The following is a 24,116-nucleotide window of genomic DNA, read 5'->3' on the forward strand; positions in this document are numbered from 1 at the left end:
TTCCGGATTTTGGCAAAGGTACAGAAGCCAATTTAAAAAGCGATAAAATCAGTGATCATTGGTGCGATTTTTGATATTTTTGACGTAGAAAAATTAATACAGAAAGCTATGTTTGACAAATTATTTCAAGCACAACAAAAAGCCCAAGAGATCAAAGCACGCTTAGATAATATCTCGGTGTATGGAGAAGCAGAAGGCGGCAAGATAAAAGTGGTGGCAACAGCCAATAAGGAAATCAAAGAGATCGCCATCGATCCTATTTATATGGAAAATGTGGATCGCGAACAATTAGAAGAATTACTCGTGGTGGCCCTTAATAAGGCTTTGGTGCAAGCAGAGCAGATTAGTCAAGGAGAGATGCAGGCTGCCACGCAAGATGTGTTGGGCAATTTGGGCGGTTTGGGAGATTTATTCGGAAAAGGATAATTCATCTAATTATAAACCATCTTAAGTACCAGAGATCGATCATATTAAAACAACAAAATTTTATTAGATGAAAGTAACCTATTACGGGCAATCCTGTGTAGAATTTGATTTTGATGGCACCAAAGTGCTATTAGATCCATTTATATCACATAATCCCCTGGCAGAAGGAATTGATATTGATCGCATCAAGCCAGATTATATATTTTTAAGTCATGCGCATGGAGATCATGTGGCCGATATGGCGCATATTCAAAAGCAAAGCAATGCCACCGTAGCCGCTATTGTAGAGACAGCTGCATGGGTGAAGTCGCAGGGCGTACCCGAAGATAAAGTGATCGACTTCAATTTTGGTGGAACGCTGGATTTGCCATTTGGAAGAGTAAAAATGGTGTATGCGATGCATACGAATAGCACGCCGGATGGTCAATATGCTGGTGTCGCAGCAGGATTTGTTTTTTTCGTGGGCGAAAAGAAGATATATTTCGCCGGCGATACTGCGCTGACGATGGAGATGAAACTGTTGGCAGATTTAGAATTAGATTGGGCATTCTTGCCTATTGGTGGTCATTACACGATGGATGTAGACGATGCACTGCGCGCAGCCGATTTTGTGCAGTGCAAAAATGTGATTGGCATACACTACAATACCTTCCCGCCAATATCCATAGATCCAGAGCAAGCAGCAGCCACATTCAGTGCAGCAGGAAAGAAACTTTACTTGCCTTTAATTGGCGGAGAAATATTGTTATAACGGAAAAGAATCATATCCATCACAAAAAACGGGAAGCATCCATGGATGCTTCCCGTTTTTTGTGATATCAGTCTTGACCTTATTAACTATCTCAACTGTATCAACTCTTTATTATCCTTGGTTGATATGATAGTCCACTAAATCATCGATAGGAGAGCGTAGGATCTTGCCAACGTTCATACCATATTGTTTTGCTTTGTCCGAAAGCACATTTCTAAAATTGTATCCTACCGATCCGATACAATTAAATGAATACGATTGGTAATCTGGATATTTGCTCACAAGATTCGAAAAGAAAGCCTCAAAAGCATCATCTACGATAGACCTCGTGTATTGGATATTGACATTGTTGTCATAAACGAACTTACTAAAGCTTGCACAGAAACGGTTTGCTAGTGGCTTCGTGTATACATTATCCATGATCTCGTCCGGAGTCAACTTGTACGTATTAAAGAATACCTCCGCTACGTCCTTTGGCATTAAGCCACGGATGAAATCTGTCAATAGCTTTTTGCCGATATAGCTTCCGCTACCTTCATCGCCCAAGATATATGCTGCTGAATCGATATTGTGGGTGATTTTTGAACCATCATAAATACAGCTATTGGTACCCGTGCCCAAGATCGCGGCAAAGCCTGCTTCAGATCCTAACAATGCACGTGCGGCTGCTAATAAATCATGTCCTACTTCTACTTGGGATTGCGGAAATACCACTTGGATCGCATCTTTTACAATAGTCGCTTTTTCCTCATTGTGCACGCCCGCGCCGTAATAGTATACCTCTTTGATCTCTTGGAATGGAATATCGTTAGGTAATCCTTTTTTTAGAGAAGACACAATGTAAGCACTGTCTACAAAATAGGGATTGTATCCCTCCGTGTTAAAGTAAATTTTCTTTTTTGAATCATCCAACAAACACCAGTTTGTCTTGGTAGAACCACCATCAGCAATAACAATCATTATATAGATGTTTTGATTTTTTATATTTGTGTTAGTAACCTTATTCCTAATAAATTCACCGCGATAGATTTTCGCTCTGCGAATGTTTTGCAAAATACATTATTAATCTTTAAAACAATAGCAGTTGTAGTAAATAAATGCAACAAGCGCATTACATGCTGTAGCTTAGTAAGCAAAAAGCGCCTTCAATAATTATTTAAGGCGCTTTTTTATATAAAATATCGAATTGATAACTTAGTGTATAAGTTACAATTTGCTGACAGCTTAGTGACTAGCTTCGACTTCTATTTTTTCCATATCTATTCCCTGCTTTTTCAAGAAACCTTTGACCATAATCGCAAAAATTATGATGTATAGGAATGCAAATACGGGCACGATATAGGAGTTGTGGATACCGATGATATCTGCTAATTTTCCTTGGATAGGAGGCAGGATACCACCACCCAAGATCATCATCACTAAGAAGGCAGATCCTTGTTCTGTGTATTTGCCCAATCCTACAATGGAAAGACTGTAAATAGAACCCCACATAATCGAACAAGCTAAACCGCCTGACAGGAAGGCATAAATAGCCAATGTGCCAGATGTCAGTAGCCCGACCACCATAGCAATTAACCCAAAGGATCCAAAGATTAATAGCGTACGTATCGGACGATCTTTACTGAAAAAGAATGCTGCAATTTGGATAAATACACAGATTACATAATAATACAAAACCGACATGTCAAAACCGGCCAAGCTATTAACCCCAATGATCAGCACAAAGGCAATCAATGGCACGATGATGGTCAAGATCTTTTTAGTGCTACTCATCAGGTTGAATGCACTCAATGCACCAGCCCAACGGCCGATCATCATACTGCCCCAATACATGGAAATGTAAGGTGTGATTTCGGAAGATTGCAAGTTGCCAAATTCATCTAATGTCAATAATTCACCTAAATTACTACCAATAGCTACCTCAATACCCACGTAGAGAAATAACGCCAACATACCTAAAACCAATTGCGGGTATTGCATCGCGCCCCATCCATCTGGTTTCTTCTTTGCGCGATTATAGGCAAATAAGAGTCCGCCGATTACTACAACCAAAGCTGCAGACAACCAAGCCATACGCGTGAGCTCCAATGGATGTTTCAAAGCTTCAATCTGCGCAGCGAGCGAAGTTTGTGTTGCGGCATCAATCGCCACCTTTAACTGCGCTTGCAACGCTTCAATCTGTAGGGCGGCTTCACTTTTGTAGCTCATAAATACCGGAGCAAAAGCACAAAACAACAAAACCGTCATGACGATAAGCGTCGTTCTGGCTTTATTCGCAGGCTCCATAGGTTCTAAATTGAATCCGGCTGGAACTTTCTTCGAAAAGTAAAATAAAGCAGCAGCCAACAAGAATAATAGTCCGACACCACTGTATAGAATTACCACTTTGCTCAAAGGCAGATTAGCAATGTCCGCATCAGATACCGTTTCGAATGTGCCGAATAGTGCAAATCCAATGACCAATGGACCAATCGTCGTTCCTAAGGAGTTGACACCACCACCAAGGTTTACGCGCGATGCGCCCGTCTTCGGATCGCCTAAGATTACGGCAAAAGAATTAGCAGCTGTTTGTTGCAAGGAGAATCCTAGCGCCACGATAAACAGACCAATTAGCATGGCAGTGTACACATTAATTTCTACCGCACCAATCATCGCCGCAGCTCCCACTGCAGAAAATAATAGGCCGTAAACAATACTGCGTTTGTATCCCCATTTTCCAACCAGATCTTTTCCAGTTAGTGTACCAAAGATAAAAAGCAATAGAGCGCCCGTGTAATAAGCGGAGTAATAAGCAAAGTCAATAAGTTGTGACTGAAACTGATCTAAACTGAAATAATTCTTACAAAAAGGGATAAAAATACTATTGCCCGCGGCAATGAATCCCCAGAAAAAAAACACTGTTATCAAAGTATACAGCGCAGGGTAGTTCGTTTGTATAGGTTTGTTGTTCATAATATTTTTTTGACGGTGATAAACATACGCATTAATTTGAGTTAATGCCAGATATTATTCAGAACATTCGATTTAGCAACGTCGTAAAACCACTTTTGCAAGTGAATAAATTACATCAGAAAGAAAAATCGCTTTTTTAATTTTGAAATAACGTTTCGAATGTTTTTCTTTGTAGCAGTTCTAAATTTATCCTTACTGGAAAAAGAAGCCTCAAACAGTTTCGTCCTTTCCAACGTTCTAGCAAAAAGAAAGAGTTTAAAAAGTGTTATTGACGAAGAAGGGGATAAAATTCGATAATATAATCCTGTATTTTGTACATATAAATTAATGGAGATCAAAGAATTGAATACTAAGCTCGTGTCTGAATTGCGCGAGATAGCTAAAGTATTGGGGATCCCTGATACAGAAAAACTAAGAAAACAAGAGTTGATTGATCGTATTTCCGGTATTGCTGCAGATTCTAAAGAGGCTGCTCCAGAGCAAGTCGAGGAATTGGAAGATGCTGCAGATAACGATGCTGCACCACGTATGCGCAAACGCACACGCACTGCTGGTGGAGTAGAGCCCGTATCTGTTGGTCGCCGCTCTGCGGATGATACTTTGGTCGCTGAAAGAGAAAGACCAGTAGCAGCAGAAAGATCATCAGAAGCACCGGCTGCTGTAGCAGAACAGCCTGCTGCTAAAGCTGCTGCAACACCCACAGATTTTGATAACGTTATTGTAAACGAAGGTGTATTGGAAATTATGCCAGATGGTTATGGTTTCTTACGTTCTTCTGATTATAATTATTTAACCTCACCAGACGATATTTACGTATCCCAATCTCAAATCAAGCTTTTTGGTTTGAAGACAGGCGATAATATCCGTGGATCTATCCGTCCACCTAAAGAAGGTGAGAAATATTTCCCATTGGTACGTGTTGAATCAATCAACGGACAAAATCCGGCAGAGATTCGCGACCGCGTTCCTTTCGATTATTTGACACCGTTGTTCCCGGATGAAAAATTGAATCTTGATCTAGGCGTAGGCAACTACTCCACACGGATCATGGATCTTTTTACGCCGATCGGTAAGGGGCAACGTGGATTGATCGTGGCACAACCAAAAACAGGTAAAACTAACTTGTTGAAAGAAGTGGCCAATGCGATTGCAAAAAATCACCCAGAAGTTTATTTGATCATCTTATTGATTGATGAGCGACCAGAAGAGGTGACTGATATGGCAAGAAGCGTACGTGCAGAAGTGATTTCTTCTACGTTCGACGAGCCTGCAGATCGACACGTGAAGATTGCCAACATCGTATTAGAGAAAGCAAAACGCATGGTAGAATGTGGTCATGATGTCGTGATTTTATTAGATTCTATCACTCGCTTAGCGCGAGCTTACAATACTGTTGCTCCAGCATCTGGTAAGATATTATCTGGTGGTGTGGATGCTAATGCATTGCACAAGCCAAAAAGATTCTTCGGTGCGGCACGTAATATTGAAGATGGTGGTTCATTGACCATTCTTGCTACAGCGTTGACCGATACAGGATCGAAAATGGATGAAGTAATCTTCGAAGAGTTTAAAGGTACAGGAAATATGGAGTTGCAGCTTGATCGTAAGCTTTCTAACAAACGTATCTTCCCAGCAATCGATTTGACTGCTTCTAGCACACGCCGTGATGATCTATTGGTAGATCGCGAGCAATTGCAAAGACTTTGGGTATTGCGCAACCACTTAGCAGACATGAACCCACAGGAATCGATGGAATTCTTGCTGAGCCAAATGCGTGGCACCAAGTCCAATGAAGAGTTTTTGATTAGCATGAATAGTTAATCCCATTAGAAATTTATAATTTTAGGTCACCTTCCAGATAAGAAGGTGGCTTTTTTATTTTTCACCACCACGCATGAAACGACATATCCCCAATACCATTACCTTATTCAACTTGTTAAGCGGATGTGTTGGCATATCCTTTGCCTTTCAAGGACGATTTGATTGGGTATTATATTGCTTGATCGCCTGTGGAATATTCGATTTTTTGGATGGTACTGCTGCCCGACTGCTGCATGTTCGCTCCGATATTGGCAAAGAATTAGATTCCTTGGCCGATGTGATCAGTTTTGGTTTCTTGCCTGGCACGATTCTCTTTATGATGTTGCAGGAAACTACCTCTTCAACCTATTTACCTTATGCAGGATATGTCGTAACCGCTTTTTCAGCGCTAAGATTGGCTAAGTTCAATGTAGATACTCGGCAATCCACTGATTTTATCGGCGTCAATACGCCGATGAATAGTTTTGTGATTATCTCTTTGCCATTTATTGCCCAGCGTTTTCCAGCTATTTTTGCGAATAGCTATTTTTTGATCGCCATCATCGTATTGAGTTCCTACCTGTTGGTTTCAGAGATTAAACTATTTTCTATGAAAGTGAGTAACTTATCTTGGGCGAGCAATCGATACAAATACTTGTTTCTATTGTCTAGCGTGCTGCTCATTGTGCTATTCCAATACCTCGCTTTACCGCTTATACTATTAGCTTATATTTTATTTTCCATTCTTCATTTTTCAAACGAAGAGCAAAACGCAACACGTTAAGATAAGCTGCTGTAGAAATGATCAAGCTCCATCATCACGTGATTAAATTGCTTCTTCAGATCATGAAATAGCGGGAGAATTAATGCTAAATCTGTTCCACGCCGCGCAGCAGTTTCTAATACTTGAAATTGTACATGCAATTCTTTGGCGCCGATATACGCCATTGTCGGTTTCATGTGGTGCGCTTTTGAGCTGATTTCAGCGAGATCCTGCTGTTCTACCGCTTGGCTTAGATTGTTAAAATCCGTTTGACAATGTGTCAAATACATGCCAATGAAAGTCTTGATCATTTGATCATCGCCAAACATGTTATTTTTAATTAGATCTGGTTGTATGTAAAGGTACTTACTCATATGGTTGGGAAACAGAGGATTGGTCAGAGCAGGTTTCAAGCAGTTCACTATTGGATTGATTCAAGATCGGATGAATGTAATTTGGGGCAATCTCTACGAGAGGAATTAAGGTGAAATTGCGTTCGCTGATGTAGGGGTGAGGAATATTTAGATCGACTTCATCGATCACATCACGATTAAAGTACAGTATGTCTATATCAATGATCCGAGCTCCCCATTTTATTTCGCGAACGCGGCCAAGTTTATTTTCTATTTGCTGGCAGGATCGCAGTAACTCTATGGCAGATAGCGTTGTATCTACTCTTAAAACCTGATTGAGGAAAGCAGGTTGCTCCACCAAGCCCCAAGCAGCGGACTCGTATACGCTTGATCGTTCTTGAATCTTACCAATTTGTATTTCTATCTCTGATAGGGCGCTGTGTAATTGCTGAGCGGGATTGCCCAGATTTGCTCCTAACAATAAATATGCGCTATTTAATTTCACTTATACAAGGTACTAAAACTAAGTTAGATAACCGGAATTGTATGTGATAATTTCTTATTAGCATGCTTGAAGCGTAAATTTACTTTTATTATTTACGGTTTTCTTTTAGATTTACAAGACATTCACGCCATACATATGAAGCAATTTTTTAAATATGTACTCGCCACCGTAGTTGGCGTTTTTATTTCATCTATTTTAGTGGTTTTAGTAGTTGTCGGTCTTATAACCGCGATGGTATCTTCGTTAGGTTCTAGCACAGAGCCTACCGTATCAGCCAATTCCGTATTACACATTACATTAGATCACCTGATTACGGAGAAAACCGTTCCTTCTCCTTTTGAAGATATAAATATTCCGGGTGCACCAGATTCTCGCTCACTGGGCTTGAATGATATCATAGCACGCATCAAAACGGCCAAAACTGATAGTAATATCAAAGGTATATATCTCAATGTCAGTACCGTCAATGCAGGTTTCGCCACAGTGCGTGCTATTCGCAATGCATTAATAGATTTCAAGGAATCGGGCAAATTTATTGTTTCATACAGTGATGTAATGACTCAAAAAGCATATTATCTATCATCTGTAGCCAATGAAGTATATGTCAGCCCTGTTGGCTCGGTGGATTTCCGCGGATTATCGAGTTCGGTGATGTTTATGAAAGATGCCTTAGATAAATTAGGCGTGGAGATGCAAGTGGTGAAAGTAGGAACGTATAAAAGTGCGGTAGAACCATTTATCCTCAATGAAATGAGTGCTGCCAATCGCATGCAAGTGGAGGCGTACCTCAACAGTTTATATGATGGCTTTGTCAGCGATATTGCAACGGCGCGTTCGTTGGATGAAGCAGCGGTGCGCCGAGTGGCGAATGAATACCTGATCCAATTTCCTGAAGATGCCGTACAACAGAAATTTGTAGATAGCTTAATTTATAAAGATGAACTATTAGCAAAGCTGAAAGAAAAAGTTGGAATCGATCAGAAGAAAGATCTATCATCCATTTCTCTGTTGGATTACCGTAAATCATCGGATGTAAGTGGTACTTCTGGTGCGGGTCGTATTGCGGTACTGTATGCTTTTGGCGATATCGTTGATGGCAATACATCAGGCGATGAACAAATTGGTGGTGAGTCGCTTTCCCGTGAATTGCGCAAGCTACGCGAAGATGATAAAGTCAAAGCGATTGTTTTACGCGTTAACTCTCCAGGTGGATCCGCCTTAGCATCAGATCTGATCTGGCGTGAGGTGAGCTTGGCCAAGAAAGCCAAACCTGTTATCGTCTCGATGGGAGATTATGCTGCCTCTGGAGGTTATTACATCTCTGCGGCGGCCGATTCTATTTTTGCAGATGCTGGTACGCTGACCGGTTCGATCGGGGTTTTCGGATTGATTCCTAACCTCCAAAACTTATTTAATAATAAATTAGGACTTCATTTCGATGTCGTCAAAACTGGCCCATATGCAGATGTAAGTGTAGATCGCCCGTTGACAGCCGAAGAAAGAACTATTGTGCAAGGTGGTGTCAATCGTATCTATCAACAATTTATGCAGCGTGTTGCAGATGGTCGCGGATTGAGCATTGCGCAAGTAGATAGCATTGGGCAAGGACGCGTGTGGACGGGTAGTCAGGCGATCGAATTGGGCTTAGTAGATCGATTAGGCACATTGGATGATGCGGTGAAAAGTGCAGCAAAAATGGCGAAATTAGATTCATACAAAATCTCTGAATACCCGCGTACCAAAGATCCATTTGAATCGATATTCAGTAGCTCCAAGGAGAAGGTAAAAATGTGGTTTTTGGAGGATGAGTTAGGAGAGCACGTGCGCTATGTAAAAGACTTGAAGCGCGTGGTGCAAAATACCGGTATACAGGCACGCGTACCATACGAAATAGAAATCTTTTAGACCAGAGATATGAGGGTGACGCTGCTATGCGTAGGGAAAACGGACGAGAAATATATTGAGGAAGGTATCGCAAAGTATACCAAGCGGTTGATTCATTACGTTAAGTTTAATATCACGGTGATTCCTGATATTAAAAACAGTAAAAACCTAAGTCAGGATCAGCAAAAGGAGAAAGAGGCGGATTTGATCTTGAAGCAGGTGGATAATTCGGACACATTGATGCTGCTCGACGAAAAAGGACAACAATACCGTTCAGTAGATTTTTCTAAACTTCTGGACAAGAACATGGTTAGTAATGTACAGCATATGGTTGTTGTGATCGGTGGGCCATACGGATTTAGTGATCGAGTGTATCAGCGAGCCAACGGATTGTTGTCGTTATCGAAGATGACTTTTTCGCACCAGATGATCCGATTGTTTTTTGTGGAGCAGTTGTACCGTGCTTTTTCAATAATGCGCGGCGAGCCGTATCATCATGAATAATTTTTTGTGGAATTAAACTATGTATTGCATCATATAATAAAGGAGGTAAATATGGATTTAGATAAATATAAAAGAGACTATAAGTATCGAAGCCAAGAAGGGGCGCACGGAGGTGGTGTAAATAAATGGATCATCATTATTGGTGGTGCTCTGGTGGCGCTTTTGGCTTACCTGACATCTTAGTCAAGCAAGAATGTCGTAAACTGACCTTGGTACCTGTCATAGAAAAGCCTCGCTGATTATTTTGTCAGCGAGGCTTTTTGTTTGTCCTCTTCATTGCAAACGGAAGCTATAAAGGTACGGCAATCTATCGTCTCAACTTTATGAACTCTCTTAACCTTATCAACTCTCCTTATCCCAAACTAGCCAAACTATCTTCCAAAATTTGCAATTTGGCAATGGCATCCGATTTTTTGTTTTGCTCATTCTCCACCACTTCTGGTTTTGCATTTTGCATGAAGCGTTCGTTGCCCAATTTCTTATCTACCGAAATCAGGAAGCCTTGTAAATAGGCAATCTCTTTGGTAATGCGCTCACGTTCGGCATCTATGTCAATATTATTTTCTAACGCGACATAGCACTCATCTTTACCAGCTAAGAAACTTACTGCACCGCTGATTTTCTCTTTTACAAAAGTCAATTCTTCAATGTTTGCTAGCTTCACAATGCTTTCGCTATAGCGTTCGAAGTTGATATGTGTAGCATTGATTGCTAAAGGCAAACCAATTTTAGGCGAGATTCCTTTAGAATTGCGAATGTTACGCACTTCTGAAATGATCTGCTGCACCGTAGCAAATTCTTTGATGATCGTTTCATCAATTGCACCCATTTCTGGGTATGAAGCGACGATGATACAATCTTCTGCTGTGCGCTCGCCAAAAAGCTCATCATGCCATAGTTCTTCGGTCAAGAATGGCATAAAAGGATGTGCTAACGTCAACACACGTTCAAATAATCTTTTAACCGTATCGAGTGTTTCGCGTTCAATCGGTGCTTGATACGCTGGTTTTACCAATTCTAAGTACCAAGCACAGAAATCGTCCCAAATCAATTTATAGGTCGCCATCAACGCATCAGAAAGGCGATAGTGTGCGAAGTGATCTTCGATCTCTACCAAAGCCTGATTGAAACGGTTTTCGAACCAGTTAGCGGCTAATTTTTGCGCATCAGTCGCTGGGCTATCAGTAGTTTCCCAACCTTTTACCAAGCGGAAGGCATTCCATACTTTATTGGCAAAATTTCGTCCTTGCTCACAATACGATACGTCAAACATTAAGTCATTGCCCGCTGGCGAAGACAACAACATACCGACACGAACGCCGTCCGTGCCATATTGTTCCATCAACTCGATTGGATCTGGCGAATTGCCTAATGATTTAGACATTTTACGTCCTTGCTTATCGCGTACAATTCCGGTCAAATAAACATTGCGAAATGGAGGTTTTTGCGTGTAATCATGGCCTGCGATAATCATGCGAGCTACCCAGAAGAATAAAATCTCCGGTGCCGTCACCAAATCATTGGTCGGATAATAATATTGGAACTCCGCATTATCCGGATTGCGAACGCCGTCAAATACCGACATCGGCCACAAGGCAGATGAAAACCAGGTATCTAATACATCGTCTTCCTGGCGCAATCCTTCCGCTGATTTTCCTTCTTTCGCAAACGCTTCTTTGGCGCCTTCCTCCGTTTTAGAGATTACCCATTCGTTGCGATCGTTGTACCAAGCTGGAATACGCTGTCCCCACCAAAGCTGGCGCGAGATACACCAATCTTTCACGTTTTCCATCCAATGCTTGTAGGAAGTAAAGAACTTATCTGGAATCAAGTTGATCGTGCCATCTTGTACGTAATCTAAAGCGGGCTTCGATAGTTTTTCCATCTTCAACCACCATTGCATCGACAGTTTTGGCTCGATTGCCGCGTCTGTACGCTCGGAAAAACCAACTTGAGAAACGTAATCTTCTACTTTCTCTAATTGTCCAATCTCTTCGAGTTGCTTTGCAACCTTTTTACGGGCGATAAAACGATCCTCACCGATGAAGATTTCCGCCTTTTCGTTAAGCGTGCCATCATCATTCAAGATGTCGATCACCGGTAGGTTGTGTTTTTGTCCCAATTCATAATCATTGAGATCATGTGCTGGCGTCACTTTCAGACAGCCCGTTCCAAAATCCATCTCTACATACCCGTCGAAGATGACGGGGATTTCGCGGTTGATGATCGGCACAAGCACTGTTTTTCCTTTCAAATGTGCATAACGCTCATCATTCGGGTTGATACAGATCGCCGAATCCGCCATAATAGTTTCCGGGCGGGTTGTTGCGATGACGATATATTCCGAACTATCTTTGATCTGATAGCGGATATAGTATAGTTTTTGGTTGACTTCCTTGCGGATTACTTCTTCATCCGAAAGGGCTGTTTTTCCTTGCGGATCCCAGTTGACCATGCGCACGCCACGGTAGATATAACCTTTCTCGTGCCATTTGATAAACGTATCCAACACGGCTTCTGATAAGTCAGGATCCATCGTGAATTTGGTGCGTTCCCAATCGCAGGATGCCCCCAGTTTCTCCAATTGCTTGAGGATGATACCACCGTATTTCTCTTTCCATTCCCACGCGTAGTTCAAAAATTCTTCGCGAGAAATATCTTTTTTATTGATGCCTTTCTCTTTCAACATCGCGACAACTTTTGCTTCTGTTGCGATAGAAGCGTGATCCGTGCCGGGTACCCAACAAGCATTTTTGCCTTGCATACGTGCTTTACGAATCAATACATCTTGAATAGTATTGTTCAACATATGTCCCATATGAAGCACGCCAGTCACATTCGGAGGTGGCATTACAATGGTGTATGGTTCTCTACCATCGGGCACTGAACGGAAAAATCCATTCTCTTTCCAATGGGAATACCATTTGTTTTCGGCTTCTTTAGGACTGTATGTTTTCGCTATACTCATCTTTGATTATGCATAAAAAATAAAGGAACAAAAATACGGATTAATCTTGATTTTTGCGACGTACAATACACAACTAGACTCCATATTTTAGCGTAAAATTCTATATTTGTACCACGAAAAAAGAATCAGCATGAAGATTTCCTATAATTGGCTTAAGAATTTTATCGATATCACGTCTTATACGCCGGACGAACTATCTCTTGTATTGACTGATATTGGTCTGGAGGTAGAGGCGGTAGACAAGGTGCAAAGTATTCCAGGCGGATTGGAAGGATTAATAGTTGGTGAAGTATTGACCTGCGAGCGTCATCCAAATGCCGATAAATTGCAAGTTACAACGGTAAACGTTGGAGCCGCAGAGCCACTGCAAATTGTATGTGGTGCGCCAAACTGCCGTGCTGGATTGAAAGTAATCGTGGCGCCTCCGGGAGCTGTGTGCCATCCGAGCAATGGTGAGCCATTTAAGATTACAAAATCAAAAATTCGCGGCGAAGTATCCGAAGGGATGCTGTGTGGTGAAGATGAAGTTGGTTTGGGTAAATCTCACGCCGGTATTGTCGAATTGCCAGAAGGAACCGTTCCCGGTTTGTTGGTAAAGGATTTCTACCAGATGGAGGACGATTTCTGTTTTGAAATCGGATTGACACCCAATCGTGCCGATGCCGCCTCTCATTTAGGTGTTGCTCGTGATTTGGCAGCTTATTTCCGCAAAGATTTGCAGCCAATCAATACGGAATCGGTCAAAGAATCGCAAGCTGCTGGTACCGCCGTAGAAGTGCTTTCGCCAGAAGATGCACCGCGCTATGCCGGGGTAAATATCAGCGGAATCAGCGTGGCGGAATCTCCGTCTTGGTTGAAAGAAAAATTACAAACTATTGGTGTGCGTCCGATCAATAATGTGGTCGACGTCACGAATTATATATTACACGATCTAGGGCAACCTTTGCATGCCTTCGATCAAGCCAAGATTGCGGGCAACAAAATCGTGGTGCGCAAAGCAAAAGCAGATGAATTATTCATCACGCTAGATGAGGTAGAGCGTAAATTGTCTTCGGAAGATCTGGTAATTGCGGATGCCGAAAAACCGATGTGTATTGCTGGTGTATTCGGCGGAGCCAAATCGGGTGTGACCGAAACTACATCGGATATTTTCCTAGAATCGGCGTATTTTCATCCAGTTACCGTGCGCAAAACGGCTAAACGCCATGGCTTAAAGACAGATTCTTCGTTTCGTTTTGAGCGTGGTACCGATCCTAACATGCCGGTAATTGCATTAAAGAAAGCCGCTGCGTTGATCCAAGAAGTAGCTGGTGGACAGGTTTCTTCGGTGATTACAGATTTGTATCCAGCGCCAGTAGAAGCTTTCCGCTTTGAAGTGGCTTACAGCCGTGTACAACGGTTGATCGGAAAAGAAATTCCGAAGGAGGATATCCGAGAAATCATCCAATCCTTAGGTATTGGCATTGAGCGGGAGACAGAAGAGTTTTTAGAAGTGGCTGTTCCGCCATTCAAAGTAGATGTTACGCGTGAAGTGGATGTGATCGAAGAAGTGCTACGCATCTACGGATACAACAATATAGAGTTAGGTACACAGATTAAAGCATCTCTAAATACGGTTCAAAAGCCAGATCGTGAAGTGATCTTGAATCAGGTAGCTGATCTTCTGATCGCGAATGGTTATCGGGAGATTTTGTCTAACTCGTTGAGCAAGGAAGCATATGCTGAGAATGTGGATACGGCGGTGAAGTTATTGAATCCATTGAGTACGGATTTGGATACCATGCGTCAAAATTTGTTGTTCTCCGCCTTGACGGCAGTGTCTTACAACCAGAAGCGAAAAAGCGCGGACTTGAAAGTATTCGAGTTCGGAAAATCTTACCATTTGGTACAGGAGAAATATCAAGAGAAATATCATTTAGCGATTACGATCACAGGAAGACAGGCTGCTGAGCAATGGAATCATTCGGCTGCTCCGGTCAATTTCTATGGCATCAAAGCGGTCGTCGATGGTATTTTGAAACGTTTGCGTATTGATGGTATCCGCGTCGAAGAGAGTAGTTCTTCGTATTTCAATTACGGATTGAGCTACAAGAAAGGCGAAAAAACCTTGGTGGAATTCGGCGAAGTTTCCAAAGTAAATTTGAAGAAAGCCGATGTAGAACGGACGGTTTTCTTTGCGCAGTTTGACTGGGATGCGGTGTTGAAGATGATCAAGAAGCAGACGATTAAGTTTCAGGAGATTTCGAAGTTCCCAGCGGTACGTCGGGATCTGGCCTTGCTGTTGGACGAGAAGGTTTCATTCGAACAACTTCGCTTGATCGCGCAAAAAACCGATCGCAAATTATTGAAAGAGGTGGCAATTTTTGACGTATACAAAGGCGATAAATTGCCTGCCGGAAAGAAATCCTATGCGCTTAGTTTCACCCTTCAGGATGAAAATCAGACGCTAACGGATAAACAAATTGATGGCGTAATTCAAAAATTAATTGTTAACTTTGAGAAGGAAGTTGGCGCTGAGGTGCGCTAAGTGAAAAACATTTGATATAATCGCAAAATATGGCTTCTTTATCTGCGCAAATGGATCTTATCGTCGAGAAGGCGACAAATTTAATTCAATTGTGTGAAGCATACCAAGAGGAAAATGACTTGTTGAAGTTGGAGGTTCAATCTCTTCAAGTAGCGCTTGGTACAAGCTCAGAAAAGGTGAAACAATTAGAGGAGAGAGTGAAAGCGTTGGCGGTCGCTAAATCCTTTGAAAATTCTGAGGCAGATGCGGCAATAAGTGAAAAAGTACTTGACACGAAACAAAAAATTAACGATTTTGTCCGTGAAATAGATAAATGTATCAATCTGCTGAAGTAGCCAAAGGCAACCAGCATGGATAGCATACATTTTTAAGCTCAAAGAAATGGGAGATATTTCCATAAAGATAAATATCGCAGACCGGGTGTATCCGTTGCGCGTAGAGACGGAAGAAGAAGAGGTGATACGTTACGCTGCGAAATTGATAAACGAAAAAATAAAAGAATTGCAAGACAATTATGCAGTTCGTGATAAACAAGATTTGCTCTCCATGTGTGTGCTGCAATACGCTACCGGGATGATCAAAGCAGAACGCAATGCGCAGGATCAAGGTCAAGGCATTGAACAATCTGTACACGAATTGGACAAACTGTTGACCGATTTTTTTAATAAATAGAAATACGTTCTTTATTTACGGGCTTAAAACAACGAATTTGCCGCAGTTAAATTCGGGTTGTCACTATTTTAAACTTAACGCTTCAATATCACGAGCAAAACAAGATGTAGGCCATTTTGCGAAAGCCATCTGGGTCATGATCATACGCTCAAATCATGTGAATTCGAAGTTTAATAATACATGAGACCTGGTTTTTAATTGCGGTTTTTTTTTGACTGATTTTTAATTATTTACTCTATATAAAATGTACATATCTATTACTATATCCATCATCATATCGCTGGTAATAGGCATCGTAATCGGACGATACCTGTTGCAGATGCTGCTCAAGAAGCAAGAGCAGACTGCCCATGAAAAGGCAGAAAGTATTGTAAAGGAAGCCGAGAAGCAAGCGGAACACGTCAAAAAACAACGTCAGCTAGAAGCGAAAGAAAAGTTTTTACAATTAAAAGCTGAACACGAAAAAGAAGTAAGCCAACGTAATAACACCGTTGCTCAGAAAGAGAACTCCATCAAACAAAAAGAGCAGTCGCTCAACCAAAAGCTAGAAAATGCTAATCGTGATAAGCAAGAGCTCGAAGCCCGTGGCAAAAAGCTGGAGCAAATGATCGAGATCAATGACAAAAAGCGCGAAGAAGTAGAAGCGTTGAAGAATCAACACATCAAACAGTTGGAAACCATCGCTGGATTGACTGCCGATGAAGCCAAAGAACAGTTGGTGAGCTCACTGCGCGAAGAAGCGCGTTCGCAAGCAATGATACAAATCAAAGATATCGTAGATGAGGCCAAATTAACGGCATCTAAAGAGGCGAAAAAAGTGGTGATTCAAACCATCCAACGTACGGCTACCGAATCTGCGATTGAGAATACCGTATCGATTTTCAATATTGAAAATGACGAGGTAAAAGGACGCATTATTGGCCGTGAAGGTCGTAATATCCGTGCTTTGGAAGCAGCAACAGGAGTAGAAATCATTGTGGACGATACGCCTGAAGCAATTATCCTTTCTGGATTCGATCCAGTTCGTCGCGAAATTGCGCGTTTATCCCTACACCGTTTGGTAACGGATGGTCGTATTCACCCTGCGCGTATCGAAGAAGTGGTGGCAAAAACGCGATCTCAAATTGAAGATGAAATTGTAGAAATTGGCGAACGTACCGCTATTGACTTAGGAATTCATGGATTGCATCCAGAATTGATCCGTATGGTCGGCCGGATGCGCTACCGCTCATCGTATGGACAAAACTTGCTGCAACACTCGCGCGAGGTAGCAAATTTTGCTGCTACAATGGCGGCAGAATTAGGCTTGAACGTGAAGCATGCTAAACGTGCCGGCCTATTACATGATATTGGTAAAGTGCCAGATGATAATCCAGAACTGCCACACGCGATCTTGGGTATGCAATTGGCTGAGAAATATAAAGAACATCCAGAAGTATGTAATGCGATCGGAGCTCACCACGACGAGATCGAGATGACTTCCATGATCTCTCCGATTATTCAAGCTTGTGACGCGATTTCTGGTGCTCGCCCTGGCGCACGTAGAGAAGTAGTAGAAAGCTACATTAAGCGATTAAAAGAACTGGAAGATCTGGCACTTTCTTACCCAGGTGTAGAAAAAACATTTGCGATACAAGCTGGTCGTGAATTGCGCGTAGTGGTAGAAAGTGAAAAAGTAAACGATACCGATGCCGAGATCTTGGCAGCAGATATTTCTAACCGTATCCAAACGGAGATGACCTATCCAGGTCAGATCAAAGTAACGGTGATTCGAGAAACTAGATCAGTATCATTCGCAAAATAAATCCGTCGCAACGTTTTGTCACGTTGCCTGTATTTTAAATATCAATAAGGCAGACCTATATCGGGTCCGCCTTATTTTTTACCTCTGCTTGAAAGTACTATCTTTGAAAGTTTAATAATTGTTTTTTAAAATAATATTTGATTTAAGTGATGAATGAATCTAGTCTGAAATCTGAAAGTACAACTAGCAGCTTATCACGTACGCTAGTCTGGCTGATGGCTATTATTTCGGGACTTGTCGTAGCAAATAATTACTACAATCAGCCATTATTGGCTCTTATTGCTGACGAGCTACGTGTTTCGGAGAGTGCGGCCGGAAAAATATCGGTACTTACTCAGATAGGATATGCATTAGGATTGCTATTAGTCGTGCCTTTGGGTGACAAGCTCTTACGAAAAAGACTTATTCTTATCGATTTAATTTTAGTCATTGCCGCCTTATTATGGATGACTTTTGCACGTGAATTATGGATGCTCTATGCCGCCAGTCTGCTAATTGGAGCTACTTCGGTCATTCCGCAGCTGTTTGTGCCCATCGCTGCACAGCTTTCCAGTGATCAAGAAAAGTCGGCTAATATTGGATTAGTGATGTCTGGCTTATTATTGGGAATTCTTTTGTCACGCTTTTTTGGAGGTATCGTAGGCGAATTGTGGGGTTGGCGTTCTATGTTTGGTATCGCAGCAGGCCTGATGGTATTTGTTTGGATTATTGTTTATAAGATGCTACCCGAAATGCATCCTAACTTTTCGGGAAGTTACAAGCAACTCATGTTATCCCTAGCTCGATTGGCGAAGACGCAACCAGTCTTGCAGTTAGCCTCTTTTCGGGGTGCAATGGCCTTTGGTTCTATGTCAGCACTATTTACCACCTTAGTATTTCATATGGAGCAGCCTCCATTTAACGTTGGCGCTTCTGTTGTTGGTAGTTTTGGACTGGCTGGAGCAGCAGGTGCTTTGGCGGCAGCCAAAGTAGGAAAAGTCCAAAGTTATTTGGGCACAAATCGAACCATATTCTATTCTTTGCTTGTGCTGATCGGTAGCTGGGGATTTACTTACTTTGCTGGCGCAACCTATTGGGGGCTTATTGCTGGCGTAGTATTGGTGGATTTAGGTGTACAGGCAAGCCATATTATGAATCAAACCAGTTACTTCGCATTAAAATTAGATGCTGTTAATCGGCTTAATACAGTGTATATGGTTTCTTATTTCATAGGAGGATCTTTAGGCACATGGTTGGCTTCTATTGCTTGGCAATACGCACAATGGGACGGCGTTTGTGCGGTTGGTGTACTATTTGGTCTTTTGGGCATGGTGGCACATTTACTATTCAGTAAAAGAGTAGGAGCAGGGCTGCAGTAGGAAGGACAACTGTAATAGGTTCATTTTTTTATTGATCAGACCATACGGCTAGTTCGTTTCCTGATGGATCTGTAAACTGAAAGCGATGTCCGCCTGGAAAGGAAAATATGTCCTTCGTAATAACCCCATTGGCGTCAAGAACATTTTTCTTTGCCGTAGTCAGATCTTCGTGATACAGTACGATGAGTGCGCCATTGACTACTGCTTCGTCTGATTTTTCGAAACCGCCATCTAAGCCACTTCCTGCAAAAGCCACATAATTAGGCCCATAATCTGTAAAATTCCATTCGAACGCTTTGGTATAAAACTCTTTGATGGCCTGTAAGTCTTTAGCCCTGAATTCAACATAGTTTATGTGATTATTTGTCATGTTATGAGGGGATTACAAATGGGTGATTTGCTGATTTAAAAAGTATCCCGACAAGCAATTCTTAAATCAAATTACTAGGTCGGGATACATACGTTACCTAATTGCCAAATGAGGCATTGATATCGTGTTTCTCGGCATACTGTTGTCCGAGCTCAATAAGTGAAACATACTTGTCTTCAAATGCAGGTGCATAAGCTTGTATTATGTTTTCTGAAGCCTTAACGATTTCACTTTCGGGCTGTTTCTTGTCACACATAGCAGCCAATTCCAAGTATTCTTTTTGGTACACAGGTAATACAAATTTAAAAAGATCTAATGCCTTTTCTTTAAGCCCTTCTCCGTCTTCATCAGGAGGCGTACTATCTTCTATTTTTTTAATGGTCTGTTCGAGATAGGCGATCTTCACTTGGACCACCTGCTGTGCCTCATCACCATTTTTCTTACTGCTAGGCATATCTGGGAACTCGATTGTTTCATCCATCAGCGATTTGGTAAATCGTTCGGAACCAAATTCGTTCAGAATATTGGTGTTTAAAACCGTGGTTTGAAAGAATTGGTCGGGTGAAGGGCGGTTACAGCTTAGTAGTAGCGCGAAAACAAGCGTAGTAAGGAATAGCCAGTGTGTAAATCTCATAGTATGTATTTGTGTTAAAAAATATAGGTAATGCTTGAGTGCAATCGAAGTTTACCTTTCGGAATTTGTAGATTTTGCCGTCCAGTCATCATAAGACAACACGCCTAAGCTTGGCTGAGGATCGCCTTCTAATAAAGACAAAAATTCCAATTGATTGCCATCAGGATCGTTGAAATAAATCGCTAGGGCTGGCATCCAACAAAAAACCATGGGTTGTACTGATCCATCCTTCAAAAAATTGTAAGGCAATAGCTGATTCTCTTGTAAAAAATCGACCGCTTGATTAAGTATGAAATCTTTTTCGCAATGGAATGCAAAATGACGTGTTTGTAAGTTTACGGTTTCTTCCCAAAGTCCTAACATACTGGTTTTATCATTCCCGGGCATGTATAGAAAAGCAATTCGACGCTGTTCATCCAGATGACCAACTGTTAACTTCAATACCTGCGTGTAGAAGGCGATGGCATTCTCCAAATTGCTTACTTGGACGTGTGTTTCGTATATGCCTTTAATCATGTTTCAAATATACTATAGGTGATTTATTTTTTCAAACTTTAGATTACTCACTACCTTTTTGAGCAATGGCATCGATTTCAAATAGCATGCCTGGCAAAGCCAATTGTTGTACTGGGATAAGTGTGCTGGTAGGTAGTGCAGTCGCTTTCCAAACGTTAGTAGCTTCTTCGCTCCAAATCGCCAGTTTGTCTAAATTGTGATCTACGATCAATAAGGTAATCTTGACCACATCGGCCAATTCCATGGATTGTATCTCCAATTGCAATCTCAAGTTTTGAAGCGCAACCTGCACCTGAGTTCTAAAATCTGGCGAAAGTTTATGATCTAGTCCGACACCTCCGCTTTGTCCAGATACGAAGCATATCGATGTTGGATTTGTTACTTTAATACTGTGCGCAAATCCATAGGGAGTCGGATCAAAGAGATCTGTCGGGTTGATAGTGTGTCTATTTTTCTTATTCATCACGTTTGTGTTTTAAGACAAATGTGGCAAGTAGCGCCTACAAAAACCTATACAAATGTTGAGATTTTAACTTTTCAACTCTTTGATGACACGGCTTAGTTGTGTCGGCGTGATCCCAAGATAGGAAGCGATATGGTGCTTTTTCAACCGCGCGTACATAGGCAAATCAGTGCTTAATTTTAAAAACCGCTCTTTCGCAGTTTCATGCCGTAGCGCGATTTCCAAGGGTTCTTTTTTCAATACCCAATTGATTTCCAGATAATGCATATGAAATAATGCGATGTCATGATAGGTATTGCAAAGTTGTTTAAAACCGTCCACTGGATATCTGATGACGCTGCAATCCTCGAGAGCCACAATCGCAAATTGGCTGGGCAAATGACTGATCATGGCTGCCGTAGATGCTACAAAACTATTCTCTGCAAAAAACATTTTATAGCACACATCACCATTTTTGGTTGTTGTATAGTATCCTACCAGACCTTTCACGATGAAATAGATGTATTTCGCAGGCTCATCCGCCAATTGCAAAAAAGCACCTTTTTTTATATCCTGATTCACGCAGATTTCTAGAAAAGCATTGCTACTTTCTGTCGAAAGCTTCTGATAACGTTCTACTTGTTCGATGAAAGTGTTCATTCAATGTTGAATAGGATGTACAAAGATAAATGATATCCGCCTGATATCCCTCTCCGCTGTCAATCCACGATACTGCTTTTGCGCATAAGTATTATTTCAGTCCGTTTTTATTATCTTCGTGCATAGCCCGATAGGATTTGTTGGGGTTTGTAGGCAACAGTTCTCGGTCGTTGAGATTCAATCCAATCCATTTCTATGCAAATCTTACTAGTAGAAGATGATAATCGTATAAGCAGCTTTCTGATAAAGGGATTGGAAGAAGTGGGCTATTCGGTCACGCTATCCAAAAATGCGGAGGAAGTACTCGATCATTATATCGAGATGTCGTGGGATTTGATGATCGTAGACGTGATGTTGCCCAAGATGGATGGCATTCAATTAGTGCAATCGCTTCGCTACAAAAAGAACCTTGTACCGGTGTTGATGTTGAGCGCCTTGCAAACTGTGAACGACAAAGTGTCGGCGTTGGATTCTGGTGCTGATGATTACATGACGAAACCGTTTCATTTTGCCGAATTGCTTTCTCGAATTCACGCCTTGACCCGGCGCCATGGTCAACAGCTCGCACCACGCTCTAACATAATTGAAATTGCCGATTTGCAGATTGATCTGCATCAATATCAAGTAAGTAGAAACGGAGTAGCCATTGAGCTTTCGCCTCGCGAATTTAAGCTGTTCAAATATTTGGTCGATCACAAGAATATGGCTTTGAGTCGTTTACAAATATTAAATGCGGTGTGGAACATCCATTTCGACAATCAGACCAATGTGGTAGACGTATACATATCTTATCTTCGAAACAAGTTGGAAACAGCCGATCTCAAATACATCTACACGGTGAAAGGTATCGGCTATATGTTCAAAAGTTCCAATCTTTGATTGTATGAAGCTTAGATCGCGCCTTTCATATTATTCCTTGGTTATCTTTAGCGTATTATTTGTATTTACCTCGGTGATCATTTATACCTTATTTTATAGATGGGCGCAGCAAAATGAATATAAAAATCTCCAAAATACGACCTTAGTATCTGCCGTATATTATCTAGAGAAAGATGAGCAAACGCATGCGGAGCACGTTAGTGTGCAAAATGAGTTGCAACGATTGATTTCTACGACCAACATTGCGGTCTATGATAGTACCGACAAGCAAGCATACGGGCGGATGGAACAGGACGTGCTGCTTTCTCCAGCTGTTTTGGCCAAGACTCGAGCAGATGACTATTATGTGTTTGAATCAAAAACCGACTTTTATGCGGGTATTCATTACCATGATAATCAAGGCGATTTTGTGGTGTTTACACGGAGTAGCAAGGAAAGTTTTAACGAGTTGATGTACGTGCTTTTGGGAATCCTTAGCGCGGTTTTCTTATCGAGCTTACTGATTATTTTATTGTTTTCGCGATGGCTTGGTAAAATTGCTTACGAACCTATTTTGCGAATCATCGAACAGGTTAATACCCGCGATCATCAAAACCTAACGGTACCGATAACGATTGATCGGAGCTACGAAGAGGTCGACGAATTGATCCACAGCTATAACCGTTTCATCAAACGGATTAGTCAAACCTTTAATATTCAAAAAAACTTCATTGATTACGTATCGCATGAGCTGCGTACACCGATTGCTGCATTATTGGGCACACTGGAGGTGACCAATCAAAAAGAAAGATCTGTCGACGAATACAAAACGATGGTCAAGCAGCTGGATGAATACATTCAAGATTTGCAATCTACCTTAGATCACATGATGTTGCTTACGGGTGCTAAAACTAATTTTGACTTTGCGCCTATGCGCATTGACGAAGTGCTCTGGGAAGTGGTAGAGCATGCCACGATGTATCACAATGCTCAGATCGAAGTCTACATGGATGTGCAGGATAATCGATTTTTGGAGATGAATGGCAATGACAAATTGCTAGAGCTGGCTATAAATAACCTCGTCGAAAATGCCATTAAATATTCCGACAACCAGACGGTTTATTTATCGCTACATGAAAATAATGGCCAACTAAGTATTCGGATCGTAGATCATGGTATTGGTATTCCAAAAGAGGATTTGGAGCGCGCCACACAAAACTTCTTTCGCGGGCAAAACACGGCTGCCTATCAAGGAAAAGGGATAGGATTATCCATGGCGAGTATTGTCTTTTCTTTGCATGGTATACAGATGAATATTGCTTCTGGACAGGCCGGCACGACAGTTACTTTGCTGTTTTCCAAAAATTAA

24 protein-coding genes are annotated in these 24,116 nt (G+C 41.6%); 14 read left to right on the forward strand and 10 right to left on the reverse strand.

Translation table 11 applies throughout. From position 1 onward, the window contains the following. The first annotated feature begins 108 nt into the window (after nt 1-108). Nucleotides 109-426: a YbaB/EbfC family nucleoid-associated protein gene (locus tag DC487_RS02045; protein ID WP_116775003.1), complete on the forward strand. Its 318-nt coding sequence runs from the start codon at nt 109-111 to the stop codon at nt 424-426. Nucleotides 427-493: 67 nt separating this feature from the next. Next, entirely contained in the window at nt 494-1,177 is a 684-nt protein-coding gene (locus DC487_RS02050) for a metal-dependent hydrolase (protein WP_116774288.1), read from the forward strand. Between the two features lie 111 nt (nt 1,178-1,288). Here the strand turns inward: DC487_RS02050 and DC487_RS02055 are convergent, their stop codons facing one another. Together DC487_RS02055 and DC487_RS02060 are read right to left on the reverse strand one after the other, a co-directional pair. Next, entirely contained in the window at nt 1,289-2,137 is an 849-nt protein-coding gene (locus DC487_RS02055; RefSeq protein WP_116775004.1) for an N-acetylglucosamine kinase, read from the reverse strand. Nucleotides 2,138-2,401: 264 nt separating this feature from the next. Next, nucleotides 2,402-4,129 carry an MFS transporter gene (locus DC487_RS02060; RefSeq protein ID WP_116774289.1) on the reverse strand — a complete coding sequence of 576 codons (1,728 nt, stop codon included), beginning with the start codon at nt 4,127-4,129 and terminating at the stop codon, nt 2,402-2,404. A 327-nt stretch (nt 4,130-4,456) separates the two neighbouring features. Between DC487_RS02060 and rho the strand changes: the two genes are divergently transcribed. Together rho and DC487_RS02070 are read left to right on the forward strand one after the other, a co-directional pair. Then, nucleotides 4,457-5,950 carry a transcription termination factor Rho gene (rho, locus tag DC487_RS02065; protein WP_116774290.1) on the forward strand — a complete coding sequence of 498 codons (1,494 nt, stop codon included), beginning with the start codon at nt 4,457-4,459 and terminating at the stop codon, nt 5,948-5,950. Nucleotides 5,951-6,023: 73 nt separating this feature from the next. Then, nucleotides 6,024-6,713, forward strand: a complete 690-nt coding sequence (locus tag DC487_RS02070; RefSeq protein WP_116774291.1) for a CDP-alcohol phosphatidyltransferase family protein — start codon at nt 6,024-6,026, stop codon at nt 6,711-6,713. Here the strand turns inward: DC487_RS02070 and DC487_RS02075 are convergent. Together DC487_RS02075 and folK are read right to left on the reverse strand one after the other, a co-directional pair. After that, complete coding sequence (locus tag DC487_RS02075; RefSeq protein ID WP_116774292.1) at nt 6,710-7,066, reverse strand: Hpt domain-containing protein; 357 nt, start codon at nt 7,064-7,066, stop codon at nt 6,710-6,712. The genes DC487_RS02070 and DC487_RS02075 overlap by 4 nt on opposite strands. Further along, the gene (gene folK / locus DC487_RS02080) at nt 7,059-7,550 is read right to left on the reverse strand and encodes a 2-amino-4-hydroxy-6-hydroxymethyldihydropteridine diphosphokinase (protein WP_116774293.1); all 492 of its coding nucleotides are present in this window, start codon (nt 7,548-7,550) and stop codon (nt 7,059-7,061) included. Before folK ends, DC487_RS02075 begins: the two co-directional genes overlap by 8 nt. 135 nt (nt 7,551-7,685) lie before the next feature. On the opposite strand from folK, the gene sppA reads away from it, so the two are divergent. Genes sppA through DC487_RS17360 form a run of 3 tightly spaced genes read left to right on the forward strand, consistent with a single transcriptional unit; the run spans nt 7,686 to nt 10,121 of the window. Next, complete coding sequence (gene sppA / locus DC487_RS02085; protein ID WP_116774294.1) at nt 7,686-9,455, forward strand: signal peptide peptidase SppA; 1,770 nt, start codon at nt 7,686-7,688, stop codon at nt 9,453-9,455. Nucleotides 9,456-9,464: 9 nt separating this feature from the next. Then, nucleotides 9,465-9,938: a 23S rRNA (pseudouridine(1915)-N(3))-methyltransferase RlmH gene (rlmH, locus tag DC487_RS02090; RefSeq protein ID WP_116774295.1), complete on the forward strand. Its 474-nt coding sequence runs from the start codon at nt 9,465-9,467 to the stop codon at nt 9,936-9,938. A gap of 51 nt (nt 9,939-9,989) precedes the next feature. Further along, nucleotides 9,990-10,121: a hypothetical protein gene (locus tag DC487_RS17360; RefSeq protein WP_262508142.1), complete on the forward strand. Its 132-nt coding sequence runs from the start codon at nt 9,990-9,992 to the stop codon at nt 10,119-10,121. Between the two features lie 169 nt (nt 10,122-10,290). Here the strand turns inward: DC487_RS17360 and DC487_RS02095 are convergent, their stop codons facing one another. Continuing rightward, nucleotides 10,291-12,906, reverse strand: coding sequence for a valine--tRNA ligase (locus DC487_RS02095; RefSeq protein ID WP_116774296.1), 2,616 nt, complete (start codon nt 12,904-12,906; stop codon nt 10,291-10,293). Nucleotides 12,907-13,036: 130 nt separating this feature from the next. On the opposite strand from DC487_RS02095, the gene pheT reads away from it, so the two are divergent. The 5 genes from pheT to DC487_RS02120 all read left to right on the forward strand — a co-directional run bounded on the left by pheT (nt 13,037) and on the right by DC487_RS02120 (nt 19,267). Further along, nucleotides 13,037-15,433 (forward strand): phenylalanine--tRNA ligase subunit beta, encoded by a 2,397-nt coding sequence (pheT, locus tag DC487_RS02100; RefSeq protein WP_116774297.1) that lies wholly within the window; start codon nt 13,037-13,039, stop codon nt 15,431-15,433. Between the two features lie 29 nt (nt 15,434-15,462). Beyond that, a complete protein-coding gene (locus tag DC487_RS02105; RefSeq protein WP_116774298.1) occupies nt 15,463-15,768 on the forward strand; it encodes a hypothetical protein in 306 nt (101 codons plus the stop codon). A 46-nt stretch (nt 15,769-15,814) separates the two neighbouring features. Next, a complete protein-coding gene (locus DC487_RS02110; RefSeq protein ID WP_066752987.1) occupies nt 15,815-16,105 on the forward strand; it encodes a cell division protein ZapA in 291 nt (96 codons plus the stop codon). A 244-nt stretch (nt 16,106-16,349) separates the two neighbouring features. Then, on the forward strand, nt 16,350-17,909 hold the full coding sequence (gene rny, locus DC487_RS02115) for a ribonuclease Y (RefSeq protein ID WP_116774299.1): 1,560 nt from the start codon (nt 16,350-16,352) through the stop codon (nt 17,907-17,909). 149 nt (nt 17,910-18,058) lie between these two features. Continuing rightward, entirely contained in the window at nt 18,059-19,267 is a 1,209-nt protein-coding gene (locus tag DC487_RS02120; RefSeq protein WP_116774300.1) for an MFS transporter, read from the forward strand. Nucleotides 19,268-19,295: 28 nt separating this feature from the next. On the opposite strand, the gene DC487_RS02125 is transcribed toward DC487_RS02120, so the two are convergent. From DC487_RS02125 to DC487_RS02145, 5 genes are all read right to left on the reverse strand, one after another. Continuing rightward, entirely contained in the window at nt 19,296-19,637 is a 342-nt protein-coding gene (locus tag DC487_RS02125; RefSeq protein WP_116774301.1) for a VOC family protein, read from the reverse strand. Nucleotides 19,638-19,734: 97 nt separating this feature from the next. Then, nucleotides 19,735-20,271, reverse strand: coding sequence for a hypothetical protein (locus DC487_RS02130; protein WP_133228327.1), 537 nt, complete (start codon nt 20,269-20,271; stop codon nt 19,735-19,737). A 51-nt stretch (nt 20,272-20,322) separates the two neighbouring features. Then, nucleotides 20,323-20,787, reverse strand: a complete 465-nt coding sequence (locus DC487_RS02135; protein WP_116774303.1) for a VOC family protein — start codon at nt 20,785-20,787, stop codon at nt 20,323-20,325. Nucleotides 20,788-20,830: 43 nt separating this feature from the next. Further along, a complete protein-coding gene (locus DC487_RS02140) occupies nt 20,831-21,250 on the reverse strand; it encodes a RidA family protein (protein WP_116774304.1) in 420 nt (139 codons plus the stop codon). A gap of 66 nt (nt 21,251-21,316) precedes the next feature. Further along, nucleotides 21,317-21,889: a Crp/Fnr family transcriptional regulator gene (locus tag DC487_RS02145; protein ID WP_116774305.1), complete on the reverse strand. Its 573-nt coding sequence runs from the start codon at nt 21,887-21,889 to the stop codon at nt 21,317-21,319. 195 nt (nt 21,890-22,084) lie between these two features. On the opposite strand from DC487_RS02145, the gene DC487_RS02150 reads away from it, so the two are divergent. Continuing rightward, nucleotides 22,085-22,768, forward strand: a complete 684-nt coding sequence (locus tag DC487_RS02150; RefSeq protein WP_116774306.1) for a response regulator transcription factor — start codon at nt 22,085-22,087, stop codon at nt 22,766-22,768. A 4-nt stretch (nt 22,769-22,772) separates the two neighbouring features. Beyond that, complete coding sequence (locus DC487_RS02155) at nt 22,773-24,116, forward strand: sensor histidine kinase (protein ID WP_116774307.1); 1,344 nt, start codon at nt 22,773-22,775, stop codon at nt 24,114-24,116.

Origin of the sequence: Sphingobacterium corticibacter, from assembly GCF_003076635.1 — a bacterium.
Lineage (GTDB): Bacteria > Bacteroidota > Bacteroidia > Sphingobacteriales > Sphingobacteriaceae > Sphingobacterium > Sphingobacterium corticibacter.

Coding starts and splice junctions, on each gene's coding strand:
- DC487_RS02045 (WP_116775003.1), top strand. CDS start 109: ATGTTTGACAAATTATTTCAAGCACAACAAAAAGCCCAAGAGATCAAA.
- DC487_RS02050 (WP_116774288.1), top strand. CDS start 494: ATGAAAGTAACCTATTACGGGCAATCCTGTGTAGAATTTGATTTTGAT.
- DC487_RS02055 (WP_116775004.1), bottom strand. CDS start 2,137: ATGATTGTTATTGCTGATGGTGGTTCTACCAAGACAAACTGGTGTTTG.
- DC487_RS02060 (WP_116774289.1), bottom strand. CDS start 4,129: ATGAACAACAAACCTATACAAACGAACTACCCTGCGCTGTATACTTTG.
- rho (WP_116774290.1), top strand. CDS start 4,457: ATGGAGATCAAAGAATTGAATACTAAGCTCGTGTCTGAATTGCGCGAG.
- DC487_RS02070 (WP_116774291.1), top strand. CDS start 6,024: ATGAAACGACATATCCCCAATACCATTACCTTATTCAACTTGTTAAGC.
- DC487_RS02075 (WP_116774292.1), bottom strand. CDS start 7,066: ATGAGTAAGTACCTTTACATACAACCAGATCTAATTAAAAATAACATG.
- sppA (WP_116774294.1), top strand. CDS start 7,686: ATGAAGCAATTTTTTAAATATGTACTCGCCACCGTAGTTGGCGTTTTT.
- rlmH (WP_116774295.1), top strand. CDS start 9,465: ATGAGGGTGACGCTGCTATGCGTAGGGAAAACGGACGAGAAATATATT.
- DC487_RS17360 (WP_262508142.1), top strand. CDS start 9,990: ATGGATTTAGATAAATATAAAAGAGACTATAAGTATCGAAGCCAAGAA.
- DC487_RS02095 (WP_116774296.1), bottom strand. CDS start 12,906: ATGAGTATAGCGAAAACATACAGTCCTAAAGAAGCCGAAAACAAATGG.
- pheT (WP_116774297.1), top strand. CDS start 13,037: ATGAAGATTTCCTATAATTGGCTTAAGAATTTTATCGATATCACGTCT.
- DC487_RS02105 (WP_116774298.1), top strand. CDS start 15,463: ATGGCTTCTTTATCTGCGCAAATGGATCTTATCGTCGAGAAGGCGACA.
- DC487_RS02110 (WP_066752987.1), top strand. CDS start 15,815: ATGGGAGATATTTCCATAAAGATAAATATCGCAGACCGGGTGTATCCG.
- rny (WP_116774299.1), top strand. CDS start 16,350: ATGTACATATCTATTACTATATCCATCATCATATCGCTGGTAATAGGC.
- DC487_RS02120 (WP_116774300.1), top strand. CDS start 18,059: ATGAATGAATCTAGTCTGAAATCTGAAAGTACAACTAGCAGCTTATCA.
- DC487_RS02125 (WP_116774301.1), bottom strand. CDS start 19,637: ATGACAAATAATCACATAAACTATGTTGAATTCAGGGCTAAAGACTTA.
- DC487_RS02130 (WP_133228327.1), bottom strand. CDS start 20,271: ATGAGATTTACACACTGGCTATTCCTTACTACGCTTGTTTTCGCGCTA.
- DC487_RS02135 (WP_116774303.1), bottom strand. CDS start 20,787: ATGATTAAAGGCATATACGAAACACACGTCCAAGTAAGCAATTTGGAG.
- DC487_RS02140 (WP_116774304.1), bottom strand. CDS start 21,250: ATGAATAAGAAAAATAGACACACTATCAACCCGACAGATCTCTTTGAT.
- DC487_RS02145 (WP_116774305.1), bottom strand. CDS start 21,889: ATGAACACTTTCATCGAACAAGTAGAACGTTATCAGAAGCTTTCGACA.
- DC487_RS02150 (WP_116774306.1), top strand. CDS start 22,085: ATGCAAATCTTACTAGTAGAAGATGATAATCGTATAAGCAGCTTTCTG.
- DC487_RS02155 (WP_116774307.1), top strand. CDS start 22,773: ATGAAGCTTAGATCGCGCCTTTCATATTATTCCTTGGTTATCTTTAGC.